This is a genomic window from Lentzea aerocolonigenes, from assembly GCF_000955955.1.
Classification (GTDB): domain Bacteria; phylum Actinomycetota; class Actinomycetes; order Mycobacteriales; family Pseudonocardiaceae; genus Lentzea; species Lentzea aerocolonigenes_A.
In genome coordinates, this window is the sequence record NZ_JYJG01000087.1 from 39,288 (window position 1) to 56,515 (window position 17,228).

Sequence of the window (17,228 nt, forward strand, 5' to 3'; positions counted from 1 at the left end):
AACAACAGCAACGAAGGAGTACTGCAGTGACGGAGAAGGACCCCACCGCCGCCGACATCGACCGGCCGATCACAGCGAACCGGTTCGTGCTGTCGCTCGACCCGAACGCGAACCTCAAGCCGCTGGGCATCTTCACCGAGCTCACCGGCATCTCCACCGAGGTGGAGCCGGTGGAGTACGTCGCGTCCAACGGCGACAAGGGCCCGATGAACATGAAGCTGCCCGGCAAGCAGAAGCCACCGACGGTGGTGCTCAAGCGCGGCAAGACGCACAACACGGCGTTGTGGGCGTGGCACCAGAACGTGCGGGACGGGCTGTTGAAGCTCGCACGCGTCGACGCCCACCTGACCATGTTCGACAGCGAGGGCAACCGCGTCGCCGGCTACACGCTGCACTACGCCTGGCCGTCCAAGCTCGAGGTGAGCGGCATGCGCGCAGGCGCGAGCGAGGTGCTCATGGAGACGCTGACCCTCGTGTGCGAGTCGATCACCAGGGCTGACATGTGATGACGGCGCCACAGACGACTCTGCGCACGGAGTTCCCCTTCGTGCTGCCGCGCGGCTACGTCGACGGCAACGGCCAGGTGCACCGCGAAGGCGTGATGCGGCTGGCCACCGCCCGTGACGAGCTGGCTCCGCAGAACGACCCGAGAGTTCGGCAGAACCCGCCGTACCTCAGCGTGCTGTTGCTGGAGCGCACCGTGGTCCGGCTGGGCACTCTGCCCACTGTGGACGAGTCGGTGATCGAGCGGATGTTCGCGTCCGACCTGTCGTTCCTGCAGGACCTGTACCGGCGCATCAACGCGGAAGGGCATGCCGAGGCCGCAGTTGCTTGCCCGTCGTGCGGGCACGAGTTCGCGGTGGACCTCTCCGGTGATGCGTCGGGGGAATCCTGACGTACACGGCCGAGCGGCTGTGGGAAGAGGCCGTGTACGTCGCCTACTACCTGCACTGGTCACTCGACTCGATCCTCGACCTCGAGCACCCGGCGCGCGTGCGGGTGATCGAACAGCTCAACGACATCCACAGGAAGATCTCCGGCGCAGACGACGGGGAGTGAGAAGGGAGGGCCCGGCATGCGTTGGCCATGGCAGCGCAAGCGCGCCAAGACACCGCGAAGCGGCGTCGCGTCGTCGGCGGCCGCTGTGCCCGCTCTGCCCGCGTGGCGCGGTCTTCCCCGGTTGCGTCCGACTCTTCCGCGCGTGCGCACCACCGCCATCGCCGCCGGCCTGACCGGCGTGCTGCGGACACCCCGTCCGCTCTCTCATGTCAAAGCCGATGTTCAGCCGCGGCCGAGAGGTGTGGTGCACGGGCTCGCGCACCCGATCGAGCTGTTCCCGGCCGAACCGGTCGAGCTCGTTCATCCCGCACAGCCGGGGGTGAACCCGGTCGAATCCGAGCTCGGGGTCGACTCGCTGCCGGTGCGGCGGGCGGCGGTCGTGGCCGCTCCGGCCGTCGAGCGGCCCGTGCTGACCCACCCCACGGTGGCGACCGTGGGCGAGCCCCGTGAGCGGGTTCGGCAGGAACGGCCTGATCTGCCGCCGTGGGCCCAGGTTCTGCTCGACGACGTCGAGGACGACCTGTCGCTGTTCGGCCGGACCATGCCACCCACTCCGGCCGCGCAACCGGTGACGCTCGACTCGTGGGAACCGCCGGGCAAGCCGCCGTCGGCCGTGCCGCAACCGACCACGATGCGACGCAGGCGAGCCGGACTCGGCCTGCCGTCGTCGCGTCCCGGCGGCACGCCGTTCGTGGCACCGGATGCCGAGAACACTCCAGAACCCGAGGAGTTCTCCCCGGAACCGGAGATCGACGTCGAGCCCGAGGTCGTCGCCGAACCGGCCACCGTCGCCCGTGCGTTCTTTCGCGCAGCGGAAGTGCCCGCGCAGCAACGGTTCCCGGAAAACGACGTGCTGGCGCTGCCGGTGCTCCCGGTGCGGGTGCGGCGGCAGGAGGACGAGGCGCCACCGGCCGAGCCAGGCGATGCCGGGACACCGCGGGAGCTGACCAAGGGTCCCCGGCGGATCACGTCGGCCGGCACCGCGGTGGAGCTCGCGCACCCCCGCGCGACCGGCCGGTCGCGGTCGTCCCGCGACGGCTCAGCCGACGAGCTGACCGACGAGGACGCGCGGCCGTGGGCGGACGAACGGCTGTCGGGTGACGCCGGGCAGGGTGTCGCGGTGCCGTCCGACATGGTCGAGGACTTCCAGCGGCGGCACGGTGTCGACCTGTCGACCGTGATCGTCCACAGAGGACCCGAGGTTTCGGTGGTGGCGGGCGCGTTCGGTGCGCACGCTTTCACCAGGGAGGGCGAGGTCTTCCTGCCCGCCGAGGCGGGTTCACTGGACACACCTCGGGCGCGCGCGTTGCTGGCGCACGAACTGACGCACGTCGTGCAGCACCGCAGGGCGACGGTGGTGGCCGCCGATCCGGCGCAGGAGGCGCGCAACTGGGAGGACGAGGCACAGGCCGCGGAGCTGCGGTACGACGCGTCCTCCGCACCCGTGGCGGCGCATCAGGAACGGGCCCGCTCCCTTGAGCTGGTGCCGCTGCGCCCGCTGGGCGGTGAGCGCGTTCAGTTCGCGCTCGGCGACCGGGCCGTGCGGCGGATGCGGTCGATCGACGAGCTGGTCCAGGAAGAGCTGGAGAAGCACAACCGCGCCGCGGAGCTGCCGTCGTCCGGCCTGACGAAGCTGACCACCGCCGACGCGGGCATCCGCGCGCGGGCCGAGGCCGCCTACCAGATGCAGCAGCGGGACCAGTGGAGCGCGGAGTTCGAGACGTTGTCCGCGACGGATCCCCAGTTCGCCCGCGAGGCGGCCGAGATCGGTGAGGTCCGGCGGATGGAGACGGCCGACGACTTCGACGGCGAGCTGCGGCTGGCCCTCGCGATGATGCGGTACCGCAGGTTCGGTGTGTTCCTCGACGAGGAGGACGAGCAGCCCTACCTCGGTGCGGCGCACCAGGAGCGCCGCACCCGGCTGGACGAGGCGACGCGTCGCAGCCAGCAGCGGCGGAACGCGCCCGCGCCGGGCCCCGTGGTGCCGAGGTTCCGCCCGCCGGACGCCGGGTTGCCCGCGACCGCCACGGGAGTGCGGTCCGGGCCTGTGCGACCGCCGGTGGCTTCGGCGGGACTGCCCGCGGCCACTGGGCTGCGCGCTGCCGCGACCGGATCGCGTGAGGCCACGTCTGGGCTGGGCGGGGCCATGATCGGACCGCACAGGGCCCCAGCTGGACGGCATGGGTCCACGGCCGGGGTGTACGACGCCGCGACTGGGCTGCGCGGGCACACGACTGAACTGCACGGCGCTGCAGCAGGGCTTGGTGGCGCTACGGCTGGACCGCATGGGACCACGGCTGGGCTGCACGGGGCGACAGCTGGAATGCGCGAGGCCACGAGCGGACTGCCCGAGGCACCGGCGCGGCCTGCGTGGGTGCTGCCAGGGGCCGTCCCGGGATCGAGGGCGGGAGCCGCGGTCGCGGCACTGGTCACGCCACCGCGACCAGCGGGGTTCCCGCTCCTGTCGCAGCGACCCGGCGGCGAGGCGACCGCACCGCAGATCGGCGCCGATCCGGTGTCGTTCGCACCGGAACCGGCACCCGCCGGCGTGGTGCGGACCGCCGGTGCGGCCGTGCTTCCGCTCGTGATGGCGCCCCCGCCCGCGTCGAGTGCCGCGGTGGAGGTCCTGCGACGGCGGATCGACGAGATCAGGCCGGTGCGCGCGATGGAGACCGAGGCGGACTTCCAGCGGGAGCACGACCTGACCATGCGCACGATGGCGCTCGGCCGGTTCGGCGTCGAGCACCTGGAGGACGACGCAGAGCAGCACAGCGCGGGCCACCCGTCGTCGGCCGACGCGCCGCAGAGCCTCCTGCACGAGCGCGAGGCGATGACCTGGCCGGGCCGCGCGCGCGACCGCGGTGGCGCACTCGATGCCGCACTCGATGCCGCACCGACGCCGGAGGCGGTTCAGGAGCAAGTCGCGGTACCTGGCCCGATTCCGCTCGAGGAGGCGCCCGGCACGCCAGCGGAGCAGCAGCCCCGGCTGGACGTGTCACAGCTCGACGACACCACCGTGGAGGACCTCGTGCACCGCATGTACGCACGGATCAGGTCACGGCTGCGGCGTGAGCTGATCATCGATCGCGAGCGGGCCGGCCGGCTCGCCGACCGGCGCTAGGAGCAGTTGATGTTCGACGGAGCCGTGGGAGCCGTCCAGACGGCCGGGGGTTACGTCACCTCCGCGGGCAACTACGCCAACAACCTGACGCGCACGAGCCCAGGTGTTGTCAGCCAGTTCAGCGTGGTGATCGACGCGGGCGCGAAGACGTACGACCTCGGCCTGTGGGCCAAAGTGGACGGTCTGTCGGTGCAGTGGGACATGGCCGAGTACCGCGCCGGTGACATGGGCAACCACCGCTGGTACATGCCCGGCCGGACCAAGTACGCGAACGTCAAGCTCGAACGCGCCGCCTGCGCGGACTCGCAGAAGGTCAAGCAGTGGTTGACCGAGACGTCGTTCAGCCCCACCGGCTACACCGGCGCGATCAAGCTGCTCGACCCGTCGTGGTCGGGTGACGCGCTGATGACGTGGGAACTGCGGCACATCGTCCCGTGCCGCTGGTCGGTCGTCGGTTTCCAGGCTTCGGCCAGTGGCGTGGCGCTGGAGACCCTCGAGTTCGCACACGAAGGCTTTCTCGACGACCACAAGAAGTCATGAAGGGGGTGAACCGATGAGCAGCAGACCGCTGAGCCCGCGCGCGGTGCTCGGGATGGCGATGCGCTTCCAGGTGACCGTCGACGGGCTCAGCCTGGGCAACTGGGCGACCTGCTCGGGGCTGGCTGTGACGTTCGAGTCGGAGACGGTCATGAGCGGCGGGCAGTACGACGCGGTGAAGCTGCTGCCCAAGGCGCTCAAGTACTCCACGATCACGCTGAAGCGGATCATGGAGCAGCAGCAGTCCATGGCCGTCCAGCAGTGGCTGCGGCAGTCGGTCAACGTGTGGATCAACGGCGACCAGACCTATCCCGGTGGCACCGCGCAGATCCAGCTCTTCGACAGCACCGCGGACACCGTGGTCGCGTCGTGGACGCTGCGCGGCGTCGTGCCGCAGGAGTGGCAGGGACCCGACCTCTCGGCCAACGGAACGGACTTCGCGATCGAGACCCTCCGGCTCGCTCACGAGGGATTCCTGTAGGAGCGTGGCGATGAATTTTCCCCCGAGCGCGCCGATGCCCGGCGGCGGTCCGGCGCCGTCGACCGGCGGCGGCAAGGACTACGACCAGCTGGCGACGCAGTGGCCCGCCGCGATCCTCTGCGTGGACGGCGACAACGCGGGCACCGTGGCGTTCGACTTCAACCCGCAGACCATGCAGGTGGAGCGGCGATGTGAGAGCCGGTCGCACGGCAACTCCGCGATGAGCGGTGCCCGGCCACCGGGTGCCACGTTCCGCAGCTTCCTCAAGGCCGACCCGCCGACGATCAGGCTGGACAACCTGATCTTCATCGGCACGACGACCAAGCCGAGGGTCGACCAGCTGCTCAACTGGGCCGGCCTGGGCGGCTCGCTGGGCGCGCGGATCAACGCGGGCAGGCGAGCGGTGACCGCGGAGGAGAGGTACCAGCAGGAGCTCAAGATCAACCCGAGCGCCAAGAAACCGAACCTCTACCAGAAGCTGATGAACCACCAGCCGGTGGTGACGTTGTGCTGGGGGCCGGAAGGGTCCGGCATCCGCTACGACGGGGTGATCGAGTCGGTGAACGCCACGTTCACCCGGTTCAGCGCGACCGGCGTTCCGGTGCAGGCCAAGGTGAACATCACCATCAAGGAGCAGCCGAGCTTCTACGGCACCATGCCGACCAATCCGACGTCGGGCGGTCTGCCCGGCCGCACCGGGCAGGTCGTCGGCGAGGGTGACAGCCTGCAGCGCATCGCACTCGGCCACTACGGCAGGCCGTCGCACTGGCGTGAGCTCGCCGTGGCCAACGGGATCGACGACCCGATGCGGGTGCGCCCCGGCCGGACCGTGTACGTGCCGAACCCCGCCGAGCTGGAAAGCGGGCGCTGACCATGACCGCCAATGCGGGAGCCGAGGCGCCGACGGCGGAGAACGTCCGCGCGCTCGTGCAGTTCGGCCGCACCCGCACCGCGCTGAACGACCAGATGAACCACCTGCTGCTGCGGGTCGTGGTGGACAACGACCTGCACCGGCCGGACATGGTGGAACTGACCTTCCTCGACACCAACTGCGACGTTCTGACCAACCTGGACGTCACCATCGGCACCGCGGTGCGGGTGGTCGACGGCGAGCAGGGGTGCACGCTGATCGACGGTGAGGTCACCGCGATCGAGGCGGTGTGCGACGAGATGGAGATCTGCACGGTCGTCCGCGGGTACGAGAAGACGCACCGGCTGCAGCGCGCCCGGCGCACCCGGACGTTCCTCAACCGCACCGACTCCGACATCGTCAGGGAGATCGCCGAGGCGGCGGGCGTGCCGTGCGACGTGGTCGAGGAGTCGGGCATCACGCACGACCACATCGGGCAGGTCGCGCAGACGGACTGGGACTTCCTGCGCCACCGCGCGAACGAGATCGGCTTCGAGATCGGGGTGTCCGACGGCAAGCTGTACTTCCGCCGCGCCGGGAAGGACCTGCCCTCCGCCGGTGCGCTGCCGCCCGAGCTCACCTTCGGCACGAACCTCTTCACCTTCCTGCCGAGGATCAGCGGAGCGAACCTGGTGCCGGAGGTGGAGGTCCGGGTGTGGGACGGCGAGCAGGGAAAGGTCGTCGCCGAGACCGTGCCTTCGGCCAGCACGACCGCCGAGCTCAGTTCGCTGACACCCGACTCGCTCGCGGCGCGGTTCCAGCCTGTCGGCGCCGCGGTGCCACCGCAGGAACCCGACGGTGCCGACCTCGGTCCGGTGGCGAAACCGGACGCCCAGGTGGTCGTCGACCGGCCGTTGGCCGCGGGTGCGGCGATCAGCCGGGCGGCCGAAGGCACCGGCAAGGCGATGTCCGAGCACTACGCGAGCACGTTCGCGGAGGCGGAGGGCCGCTGCGACGGGAACTCCGCGGTGGTGCCCGGTGCCCAGGTGACCGTGAAGGGCGTGCCGGAGCAGTTCGCAGGGACGTGGCGGGTGACCGCCGCGCAGCACGTGTTCGACGACGCCGAGGGCGGCTACTACACGCGGTTCGAAGTCAGCGGTGGTCACGAACGTTCGCTGCTGGGTCTGGTCGCGGGCCAGGAGACGCCGTCGCACCGGCCGCGCATCGACGGTGTCGTGCCCGGCATCGTGACCAACACGGCGGACCCCTCGGCGCTGCACCGGGTCAAGGTCGCGCTGCCGTGGCTGTCGGCGGACTTCGAGACGGACTGGGCCCGCACCGTCCACTTCGGAGCGGGCACGCGGTCGGGCGCGGTGTTCCTGCCGGAGAGCGGGGACGAGGTGCTCGTCGCTTTCGAGCACGGCGACCCGCGCAGGCCGTACGTGGTCGGCGGCCTGGTGAACCGCCGGTCGAAGTACGACCTCGGCGCGGAGGTGCTGAAGCAGAACGGGCAGACGAGCTCTGTGGTGGCGCGCGGGTTCTCGTCGCCGACCGGCAACCGGTTGCTGTTCGTCGACGACGCACTGCCGCCACCGGACACGTCGCCGCCGAACGCGTCGAAGCTCGCGCTGGGAACGAAGAACGACGACATCGCGCTGGTGATCGACCAGGTGGCGGGCACGATCACGCTGTCGTGCACGCCGAAGCCGCCTGCCAGCCAGAGCGAGCAGGGCACGATCAACATCACCTGTGGTGCCGGTGGCGCGGTGAACATCGCCGCCGGCGACGGGGGAGCAGTGCACATCTCCGGTGGTGCCAACGGTTCCGTCAGCGTGGACGGAGGCGCGAACCTCGATCTCAAGGCGCAGGGCGCTATCTCCATCCAGAGCGAGGGCACCGTGAAGATCAAGGGCACCACGATCGAGCTGAACTGAGAGGGACGACGTGAGCACAGGCGCGATCAGCGAGTTCGTCGGGAAGCGCTGGGCGTTCCCGATGGGCGTCGACGCGAACGGCAGGATCGCGCTCGCCGGTGGACACGAGGGCATCGAGCAGGCGATGTCGCTCGTGCTGCTGACCTATCCGGGAGAACGGCCGATGCGGCCGGACTTCGGCTGCAGGTTGAAGGACTTCGTGTTCTCGAGCATCGACGGCGAGATGATCACCGAGCTGACCATGGAGGTGCGGCAGTCGCTGCTGCGCTGGGAACCCAGGATCGACGTGATGGACGTGGTGGTGCGGCCCGACCCCCGTCAGCACACGCTCGTGCACATCGACGTCGAGTATCGGGTGAAGGAGACGAACGACCACCGCAACCTCGTCTTTCCCTTCTACACGATTCCCGACGACGGCTCGGATTACTGACGAGGAGCGCCCGCGATGACACTTCCCGTGCCGAACCTGGACGACCGGCGGTTCCAGGACCTCGTCGACGACGCCAAGCGCCTGGTGATGAAGCACTGTCCGGAGTGGACGGACCACAACGTGTCCGACCCCGGCGTGACGCTCATCGAGACGTTCGCGTTCATGACCGACCAGCTGCTCTACCGGCTCAACCGCGTGCCGGACCGGCTGTACGTGAAGTTCCTGGAACTGATCGGCGTGCGGCTGATGCCGCCCACCGCGGCCAGCGCGCCGGTCACGTTCTGGCTGTCCGCGCCCGCGACTGCGGTCGTCACCGTGTCGGCGGGCACGCGGGTGGCGACCGGGCGCACCGAGACCATCGAATCGATCCTCTTCACCACCACCGAGCCGCTCGCGATCGTGCCGAGCAGCGTCGTCAGCGTGAAGACGTGCTCGAACGGCGCGACGACGTTCGTCGAACGGCTCGACACGATGCGCAGGCGGCTGACGTTCGACGCCTTCACGCCCGTGCCGAAGCCGGGGGACGCGCTACTGGTCGGCCTGCCCGAGGCGGTGCCGTGCTGCGCGGTGCAGCTGGACGTGGACTGCCACATCGACGGTGTCGGCGTCGACCCGGTGAACCCGCCGCTCGCGTGGGAGGCGTGGACCGGCACGTCGTGGGAACCGTGCGAGGTCTCGCGCGATGACACGGGCGGACTCAACCGCAAAGGCGTGGTGGTGCTGCACGTTCCGCCGAGCCACACCACCGAGATCGTGGGCGAGCAGCACGCGGGGTGGCTGCGCGCGGTGGTGACTCCGTCCGATCCCGGCCAGCCCCGCTACAGCGCGACGCCGGTGATCCACGGCATCACCGCGTGCACGGTCGGCGGCACGGTCACCGCCCGGCACGCCGAACCCGTCGAGAACGAGGTGCTCGGGGAGTCCGAGGGCGTACCCGGCCAGTCGTTCACCGTGCGGCGCACGCCCGTGCTGACCGATCTCGAGGACGTCGTCGTCGAGGTGAGCGACGACTCCGGCTGGCAGCAGTGGACCGTGGTGGAGTCGTTCGGCGACAGCGGCCCGGACGACCGGCATGTCACGCTCGACGCCGCTTCGGGCGTGGTGACGTTCGGGCCGGTCGTACGGGAGCAGGACGGCGGCTTGCGCCAGTACGGCGCCGTGCCGGAACGCGGTGTGCTCGTCCGATTGCGCCGCTACCTGACCGGCGGCGGCGTGCGCGGCAACGTGCGCGCCGGGGCGATCTCGACGCTGAAGACGTCCATCCCGTTCGTCGACGCCGTGGAGAACCGCCGCCCCGCGCTGGGCGGCGTCGACGCGGAGTCGCTGGAACAGGCGAAGCTGCGCGGCCCGATGGCGCTGCAGAGCCGCAACCGGGCGGTGACCGCGCGGGACTACGAGCTGATCTGCGCGCACGTCGCTCCTGAGCTCGCCCGCATCCGTTGCCTGCCACCGGACTCGCCCGGCGGACCGGTGCGCGTGCTGCTCGTCCCCTCTGCGTCGGTGGACCGCGGTCGCATCCGCATCGAGGACCTGCTGCCTTCGCCGTCCACGACCCGCCGCATCGCCGCGCGGCTGGAGGAGACCAGGGTGATCGGCACGAGCGTCGTGCTCGGCCCGCCCACCTACCGCGGTGTCACGGTGGTGGCGAGGCTCGTCGCACTGGCGGGCCACGACCCGGACCGCGTGCACGAGTCGGCGCTGGCCGCCTTGTACGGCCTGCTCAACCCGCTCACCGGAGGCCAGGACGGCACCGGCTGGCCGTTCGGCCGGGCAGTGCACCAGGGACAGGTGTACGCGGTGCTGCAGTCGGTGCCCGGCGTCGCGCTGGTGGAGGACGTGCAGCTGTTCGGTGCGAACCCGGTGACCGGCGAACGCGGTGCCTCGACGACGAAGCTGGAGCTCGAACCGCACAGCCTCGTCTTCTCCTACGAGCACCAGATCTGGGTGGAGACGCCGTGAACAGGGCAGCGGCCGAGGGTGCCGTGAACCCGTTTCCGATTCTGGGCTACCTGCCGTCGGTGTTCCAGGAGGACCAGTTCGCCGCGCGGTTCACCGCCGGCCTGGACGAGGTCAGCGCCCCGGCCATCGGAGTGCTCGACTGCCTGCCCGCCTACCTCGACCCGCGCACCACACCGTCGGACTTCCTGCCGTGGCTGGGTTCCTGGGTCGGCCTGGACCTGCGCGGTCTGCCGGAGGACCGGATGCGCGCACTGGTCGTCGCGGCCCCGAGCCTGCACAGCCTGCGCGGCACGCTCACAGGTCTGCGGCTGTGGCTCGAACTCCTCACCGGCGGCACGGTGCACGTCGTCGACGGCGCCGGCGTGTTCGCGGGCGACGCGGCCGCCACCACACCGTTCCTCGAGGTGAAGATAGCGGCGCCCGACCCCGCCGCGGTGTCGATGGACGCCGTGGACCGCGTTATCGCCGCCAACAAGCCAGTGCACGTGCCGCACGCGGTGACGGTGGTGAGACGGCGATGATCCTTTGCCGCAAATGCGGATTCCACAACGCGGGTGACGACTCGTTCTGCGGCTCGTGCGGCAGTTTCCTGGAATGGACCGGCAAGACCGTCGAGACCGCCGAACCGCAGGAGATCGACGACGCCGGGGAAGCCGGACAGGAACAGGAGCCACCTCGGCGCAGGCGCAAGTTCGCCGAGGTGCTGCTGGACGGTCTGCTTTTCGGGACGAAGCGGTTGCCGGAGTGGAAGGGGAACCCGTCCGGTGGGTTGGGCGGTGGGCTCGGTGGTGGGCTCGGTGGTGGGTTGGGCGGTGGGCTCGGTAGTGGGCTCGGTGGTGGACGTGCCGGCGGGCTTAGTGGTGGGCTCGGCGGCGGTGGGCTCGGTGGGCTCGGTGGGCTCGGTGGGCGCGCGGGTGGGCTCGGTGGGCTGAGCGGGCTCGGGGGTACTGACGGTGGTGACCGGAAGCCTGGAGGGTTGTCCGGGTTGGGTGAGCGGAAGTCTGGCGGTCTGCCGGAGTTGCCGGGGTTGGGTGAGCGCCGGCCTGCCGGTCTGCCGGAGTTGCCGGGCCTCAGCGAGCGCAAGCCTGGTGGGTTGGCCGATCTGTCTGGCCTCCGGGAGCGGAAATCTGGTGGCGTGCCGGAACTCCCGGGGTTGAACGAACGGCAGTCGGCTGGGTTGCCCGACCTCCCAGGTCTCGGCGAGCGCAAGTCTGGCGGGCTGCCGGAGCTGCCGGGTTTGGGCGAACGGAAGCGTGGCGGCTTGCCGGAGCTGCCTGGGCTGGGTGAGCGTGAGTCCGGCGGTCTCGGTGAGCGAGGCTCGGCTGGGCTGCCTGAGCTACCGGGGTTGGGTGAGCGGAAGTCCGCTGGTCTGCCCGATCTTCCGGGGTTGGGTGAGCGGAAGCCGGGTGGTTTGTCGGATCTTCCGGGGTTGGGTGAGCGGAAGCCGGGTGGTTTGCCGGATCTTCCGGCGTTGGGTGAGCGGAGGTCCGCTGATCTGTCCGATCTCCACGGATTGGGCAAGCGCGAACCTGGCGGTCTGCCGGAGTCGGGTGAGCGGAAGTCCGCCGGACTGCCGGACCTGCCTGGCCTCGGTGACCGCGAGTCCGGTGGCCTGGGCGCGCGAGGTTCGGCCGCGGTGCACGGCCTAGGTGAGCGGAAGCCGGGTGGGCTGCCGGAACTTCCCGCGCTGGGTAGGGGGAACGCGGACCAGCTCCCCGACCTTCCCGGCCTCGGCGACAGGAGGCCCGCCGGCCTGTCAGCCATTGGTGAGCGCGAACCCGGCGAACTCCCGGACCTGCCGGGGCTCGGCGCGCGGAAGCAGGCCGGCCTGCGCTCGTTCGGTGCGCTGCCGGCAGCGACGAGACTTGGCGAGTCCGGAGTGGACGGTGATGTTCCCGGAGCGGAGTTCGACGACGACGGCCAGCTCGTCCACCTCGCGGGCGAACTCGCTGACGACTTCACGCCGCCGGAGGCACCGGCGGCCGCGCTCAGCTCACGCGCCACGGCCGCGCCGCAGGAGCCGAAAGCGTCCCCGCAGGACGTGGCATCGCTGATCCTGCCGGTCCCGAAGGGAAGCAGGCGGCCGCGGCTGGAACAGACCAAGATCGCCGAACCGGTCGTGGCCGAAGACACCCGGCCTGAGCCGGAAGCCGTTGTGCCGCAGGCACCCGCGCGGAAACGGCCGCGGCCCGCCACCGCTGAGAAGCCGACGCGCAAGTTGCACGTCGGTGACCTCGTGTGTGGCGCCTGCGGTCAGCCGAACATCCCGTCGCGCCGGTTCTGCTCGCGTTGCGGCGAGTCGCTCGCGGACGCCGAGGTGGTGCGGCCGTCGTGGTGGCGGCGGTTGCTGAACTGGCGCAAACCCAAGACGCACGCGGCAGGTACGCGGCCTGGACGTGACGGCACGCCCGGGGTGCGGGAGCGGCGCGGCAAGGTCAAGGGCATCGTGCGGCTCGTGGCGGGTGTGCTGATCACGGTGCTCTCGCTCGTCTACGGGTTCGTGCCGCCGGTGCACGACTACGTCGACCGCAAGTTCTACGGTGCGCGGGACTACCTGGAGCGGCTGGTCTTCCCGCGTTACGACCCGGTGCACCCCACGGAGATCAGCGCGCCCGACGGCGAGGAGCCCGGGCATCCGGCGGCAGCGGCGTTCGACGGGTACAAGGACACCTTCTGGTCGGCGCCGGTGCGGACGGAGCCGGTGCTCGTGGTCACCTTCGACGAGGAGGAGAACCTCGCCAAGGTGATCGTCTACTCCGGGAACAAGGCCGACTTCGTCAAGTACGACCGGCCCAAGACGCTGCACCTCGTCTACTCGACGGGGCAGACCGAGGACGTGCACCTCGAGGACTCGCCCAACCCGCAGACGCTGAGCCTGAATAACGGCAAGGGCGCGAAGACCGTCGAGATCCACGTGACCGAGCTGTACAACGCCGTCGACGGCACCGCGGTCGCCGTCTCGGAGATCGAGTTCTTCGTGCGGGGCTGACGGAAGGTATGCCTCATCGGGCACTTTTCATTGTGCCGCAAGAGGTTATGGTGATTCTCGTGGACGAGACGGACTACGCGGTGGACCCGGTCGAGCTGGGTCTGTACTACGTGGACGACCGCCTGATGGTGCGCGATGAGCACGTCGAGACGGTCCAGCAGGCGTTCGCGGCCGGAACGTTCGTCGTCGAACCCGAACACTGATCGGAACCAACCATGTCGCAGCCGAGGTTCACGCCCTCGACCTTCGCCGATCTCGGCGTGCTCACGAACATGGCCGCCGGGCTGGCCGGTCCGGCACTGCTCAGGGTGGCCGGAGCCGTCGTCGAGTACTTCGGCGGCTCCCAGCTGCGCTTCCCGCCGGTGGAGGTGCGCGACGGCACGCTGCACCCGAGCGTGACGTCGCCCGAGGAGATCGAGACCGCCCGCCGGGCCGTGCCGGACGTGTACACGTTCGAGTTCGCGATGTGCACCCGTTACACAGTGTCGGGTTACCTGCCGCTGTCGTCCGGGAACGTCGTGTGGTTCCGGCCGGACGGGCGCATCTCCTCGCGCATCCCGGTCGAGGTGTCGTTCGAACGGCCGCGCGGCACGTGCGCGGTCACGAACCTGGTGGTGCGGCGGGGTTCCGCGCAACCGCAGCTGGCGTACGGCACCGAGGTGAGCCTCGCCGTCGACGTGCACGTGGGCCGCGACCCCGAACCGGACAGCGCCTACGTGGAGATCACCTTCGACTGGACCGAGACCAGCCGCACCACGCTGACCCAGCCGCTCGCGCGGCTGCGGATCTACGGGTCCGGCAAGGTCGTGCCCGACCAGAACTTCCGCCACGCCGTCGGCGGCGAGGACACCGCCGAGGTGGTGGGCGCCCTGTCCGGGCGCGCGCACCTTGAGCGGGTGACCGAGCAGCTGCTTGCCGAGTTCACGGAGCTCGGCACGACGGTGGATCTGACCTGAGGCGGGCTGGCGGATGGGTGCTGCGGTGTCGCTGAGCCAGGAGGCCGTCGAGGTCGTTCCGGGCGAGGTCGCCACGATCGATCTGACGATCCGCAACACGGGCGGTGTCGTCGACCAGTTCATGCTCGACGTGATGGGTGCCGCGACCGAGTGGACGACCGTCGAGCCGCAGTCGGTCAACCTCATGCCCGACCAGGAGGCGACGGCGCGCATCGAGTTCGCCCCGCCGAGGTCGAGCGACGTGGCCGCGGAGGAGCTGTACTTCGCCGTGCGGGTGATGTCGGTGGAGGACACCGAGAACACCGTCGTCGAAGAGGGTGTCGTGGAGGTGCGTGAGTTCCGCGAGCTCGCCGCGGAGATCGTGCCGTCGAGAACCACCGGGCGGCGCAAGGGCCGCACCCAGCTCGCGGTGGACAATCTCGGCAACACGATGGCGTTCGTGTCGCTCAACGGGTTCGACCCGGCCGACGAGGTCGGGGTGGACTTCCGTCAGCACTCGGTCGACATTCCGGCCGGCCGCACCGTGCTGGTGAGGACGGTGGTCCGGCCGTGGCGCAGGTTCTTCAAGGGCGCGGACAAGACGCACTCGTTCGAGGTGAACGTGGTGCCGTCGCACGGGACGCCGATCAAGACCAGCGGCACGTACGTGCAGACGCAGCTGCTGCCGAGGGGACTGCTGGCAGCCTTGGGCATCGTGGTGGCGGGCGTTGTCGTGCTGGCCGCGCTGATGATGACGGTGCTCAAGCCGAAGGTCGTGTCGACGGCGTCGGACGCGCCACCGGGCGTGAGCGGTGCCGCGGGCACGTCGAGCAGCGGGCCGTCGTCGGCCGCGAGCTCCTCGGCCCCCTCGTCGTCGAGCGCCGCCCCGTCGAGCTCTGTCAGCCCGTCCGGGGGCGTGCAGCCGAGCGGTTCGCCGCTGCCGCCCTCCAGCGCCGCGCCGGAACCGATCGACTTCCGGATCGTGGCCGACCCGAAGCCGGGCGCCGGGTACGTGAGCTTCGCCTACCAGCCACCGGCGGGCAAGACGCTGCTGGTGTCGGACCTGATGATCGAGAACCCGAACGGCGACCTCGGCACGCTGCGCATCCAGCGCAACGACAGCGTGCTCATGCAGTTCGGCCTCGCGAACTTCAAGGACATGGAACGCACCTTCTCCCAGCCGATCGTGTTCCGGCCGGGCCAGCGGGTCGTGGTGAGCGTCAAGTGCGACAACACAGGAGACACCAAGTGCGGGACGTCCGTGTACTTCACCGGTCAGGTGAGGTAGCCGCGAACGGACGGGCCCGCGCGCACCAGGTCACGTCCCGCCCGACTCGGAGGAGGCGCTCATGCCACCGTCGGGACGAGCGACGTGGACGATGTGGCTCGTGGCCGCGGTCTGCGCGGGTGCCGTGCTCGCGCTGACCGCCGGACAGTCCACTGTGTACGCCGATCTGCCGGACCTGGTGCCGCACGACGCCGAAGGGCACGTCGTGGCGGTGGGCGGCGACCCTCGGCAGGACGCGCCGGACGCCGCCGGGATCGAACAGGCGGCGCGGCGCAACCTCGCGGCGCTCGACGTTCGTTACGGCAGGTCGTTCGGCGACTTGGAGGTGGTGAGCACCCGCAGGACGATCGCGGGCACGGTCGTGCGGGCGCGGCAGGTCTTCCGCGGCACACCCGTCGAAGGCGCCGAGGTCGTGCAGGTCTACGACGCGCGCGGCGGGTTCGTCGGCGCGGTCGGACACGTGGTGCTGGCGCGGCAGGGTGACTTCCCGCCGGACTACGACGCGGACGTGCTCCGCGACCGCGCGGTGCGGGCGGTCGCGGCCAGTGCGTCCGTGCCCGCCCAGGATCTGTCCGCGGAGGAACCAGCGCCCGTCTGGCACGATCCGGACCTGGCCAGGCCCGGTGACCTGTCGATCGCCGTTCCCGCCTTCAAGGTCACCGTGCGGGGAACGGCACCAGACCACGCGTGGACAGCTGTGCTGCACGCCACCGAGGACGAGGTGCTGGAGGTGCGTCCGGCCGTGCTGGGCGTGGTGGACCACGCCGTCTGCGACGCGCGCGGCAAGGTCGTCACCGGGGCGCCAGCAACCGTCCGATGTGGACTGACGTTCCCGATCGCCGACCCCGGGGCAGCCAAAGGCGCGGCGGCCACGGCCTACGCGCGGCTCGCGGACGTCAGCGCGTTCTACTCGCGGTTTCTGCGCACCGACCTGGTGGCATTGATCGGCACCGACGCCGGCGACGAGGAGGGCCTCGCACTGCGCGCGACCGTGCGGGTCTGCGCCGCCGGCGGATGTCCGTACCGGTCGTCGTTCTGGAACGGCGAGCAGCTCGTCTTCGGTGACGTGGTCACCGACGCGGTGGTGGGGCACGAGGTCGCGCACGCGGTGGCGGCACGAGTAGCGGGTGATCCGGTGACAGGACGGGCACGGGAGGTCGCCGAGGGCATGGCGGACGTCCTCGGCCAGTTCGCGGCGATCGGTTCCGGCCCGGCCGGCGTCGAGGGTGGTGATCGGTGGCAGTTCACGGATCCGGCGAGCGGGGAGGTTCGGAACATGGCCGATCCCGGCCTGTCCGCCGTGCCGCAACCGGCGAGCGTGGGCGGCGCGCACTGGCAGTCCGGCGCCACCGATCCGCACGTGAACGCGGGTGTCGTCGCCAAGGCCGCGGCACTGCTCGTGGACGGCGGAGAGGTGGACGGGCAACACGTCCAGGGCATCGGCCTGGACAAGGCAGTGGCGATCTGGTGGGGCGCGCAGAACTACCTCACGCCCTCAGCGACGTTCCTCGACCTCGCGAACGCGTTGGAGATCTCCTGCAACGTGGCCGTGCGCGACGTGGTCAACGGCGTCGACTGGGAGGACTGCGACTCCGTGAGCGCGGTCATCACCGCGACACGGCTGGATTCCCCGGCGGAATAGGCG

General features: G+C 70.5%; 16 protein-coding genes. All 16 read left to right on the forward strand.

The genetic code is table 11. The annotated features are described in order from the left end of the window. The first annotated feature begins 26 nt into the window (after positions 1-26). Positions 27-506 carry a phage tail protein gene (locus UK23_RS14875; RefSeq protein WP_052684676.1) on the forward strand — a complete coding sequence of 160 codons (480 nt, stop codon included), beginning with the start codon at positions 27-29 and terminating at the stop codon, positions 504-506. Beyond that, positions 506-895, forward strand: a complete 390-nt coding sequence (locus UK23_RS14880; protein WP_045312085.1) for a hypothetical protein — start codon at positions 506-508, stop codon at positions 893-895. Before UK23_RS14875 ends, UK23_RS14880 begins: the two co-directional genes overlap by 1 nt. Beyond that, positions 892-1,059, forward strand: coding sequence for a DUF6760 family protein (locus tag UK23_RS54580; protein WP_330770105.1), 168 nt, complete (start codon positions 892-894; stop codon positions 1,057-1,059). Before UK23_RS14880 ends, UK23_RS54580 begins: the two co-directional genes overlap by 4 nt. A 16-nt stretch (positions 1,060-1,075) precedes the next feature. Beyond that, entirely contained in the window at positions 1,076-4,180 is a 3,105-nt protein-coding gene (locus UK23_RS14885; protein WP_082114662.1) for a DUF4157 domain-containing protein, read from the forward strand. A 9-nt stretch (positions 4,181-4,189) separates the two neighbouring features. Beyond that, positions 4,190-4,720, forward strand: a complete 531-nt coding sequence (locus UK23_RS14890) for a phage tail protein (RefSeq protein ID WP_045312087.1) — start codon at positions 4,190-4,192, stop codon at positions 4,718-4,720. Between the two features lie 13 nt (positions 4,721-4,733). After that, positions 4,734-5,198: a phage tail protein gene (locus UK23_RS14895; protein WP_045312088.1), complete on the forward strand. Its 465-nt coding sequence runs from the start codon at positions 4,734-4,736 to the stop codon at positions 5,196-5,198. A gap of 10 nt (positions 5,199-5,208) precedes the next feature. Continuing rightward, positions 5,209-6,069, forward strand: coding sequence for a LysM peptidoglycan-binding domain-containing protein (locus UK23_RS48655; RefSeq protein ID WP_156213115.1), 861 nt, complete (start codon positions 5,209-5,211; stop codon positions 6,067-6,069). A 2-nt stretch (positions 6,070-6,071) separates the two neighbouring features. After that, entirely contained in the window at positions 6,072-7,982 is a 1,911-nt protein-coding gene (locus UK23_RS14905; RefSeq protein ID WP_045312089.1) for a VgrG-related protein, read from the forward strand. A gap of 10 nt (positions 7,983-7,992) precedes the next feature. Further along, positions 7,993-8,412, forward strand: a complete 420-nt coding sequence (locus UK23_RS14910; protein ID WP_231114509.1) for a GPW/gp25 family protein — start codon at positions 7,993-7,995, stop codon at positions 8,410-8,412. A 15-nt stretch (positions 8,413-8,427) separates the two neighbouring features. Continuing rightward, positions 8,428-10,371, forward strand: coding sequence for a putative baseplate assembly protein (locus tag UK23_RS14915; protein WP_045312090.1), 1,944 nt, complete (start codon positions 8,428-8,430; stop codon positions 10,369-10,371). Then, positions 10,368-10,892: a phage tail protein gene (locus UK23_RS14920; protein ID WP_045312091.1), complete on the forward strand. Its 525-nt coding sequence runs from the start codon at positions 10,368-10,370 to the stop codon at positions 10,890-10,892. The genes UK23_RS14915 and UK23_RS14920 overlap by 4 nt, the downstream gene beginning before the upstream one ends. Further along, positions 10,889-13,360 carry a discoidin domain-containing protein gene (locus tag UK23_RS54585; RefSeq protein WP_052684678.1) on the forward strand — a complete coding sequence of 824 codons (2,472 nt, stop codon included), beginning with the start codon at positions 10,889-10,891 and terminating at the stop codon, positions 13,358-13,360. The genes UK23_RS14920 and UK23_RS54585 overlap by 4 nt, the downstream gene beginning before the upstream one ends. 59 nt (positions 13,361-13,419) lie before the next feature. Beyond that, the gene (locus UK23_RS51535; RefSeq protein ID WP_156213116.1) at positions 13,420-13,563 is read left to right on the forward strand and encodes a hypothetical protein; all 144 of its coding nucleotides are present in this window, start codon (positions 13,420-13,422) and stop codon (positions 13,561-13,563) included. A 12-nt stretch (positions 13,564-13,575) separates the two neighbouring features. Further along, on the forward strand, positions 13,576-14,316 hold the full coding sequence (locus tag UK23_RS14930) for a hypothetical protein (protein ID WP_045312092.1): 741 nt from the start codon (positions 13,576-13,578) through the stop codon (positions 14,314-14,316). Positions 14,317-14,341: 25 nt separating this feature from the next. Continuing rightward, the gene (locus tag UK23_RS14935) at positions 14,342-15,583 is read left to right on the forward strand and encodes a hypothetical protein (RefSeq protein ID WP_156213117.1); all 1,242 of its coding nucleotides are present in this window, start codon (positions 14,342-14,344) and stop codon (positions 15,581-15,583) included. Positions 15,584-15,644: 61 nt separating this feature from the next. Then, entirely contained in the window at positions 15,645-17,225 is a 1,581-nt protein-coding gene (locus UK23_RS14940; RefSeq protein WP_082114664.1) for a M4 family metallopeptidase, read from the forward strand. Positions 17,226-17,228: the final 3 nt, after the last annotated feature.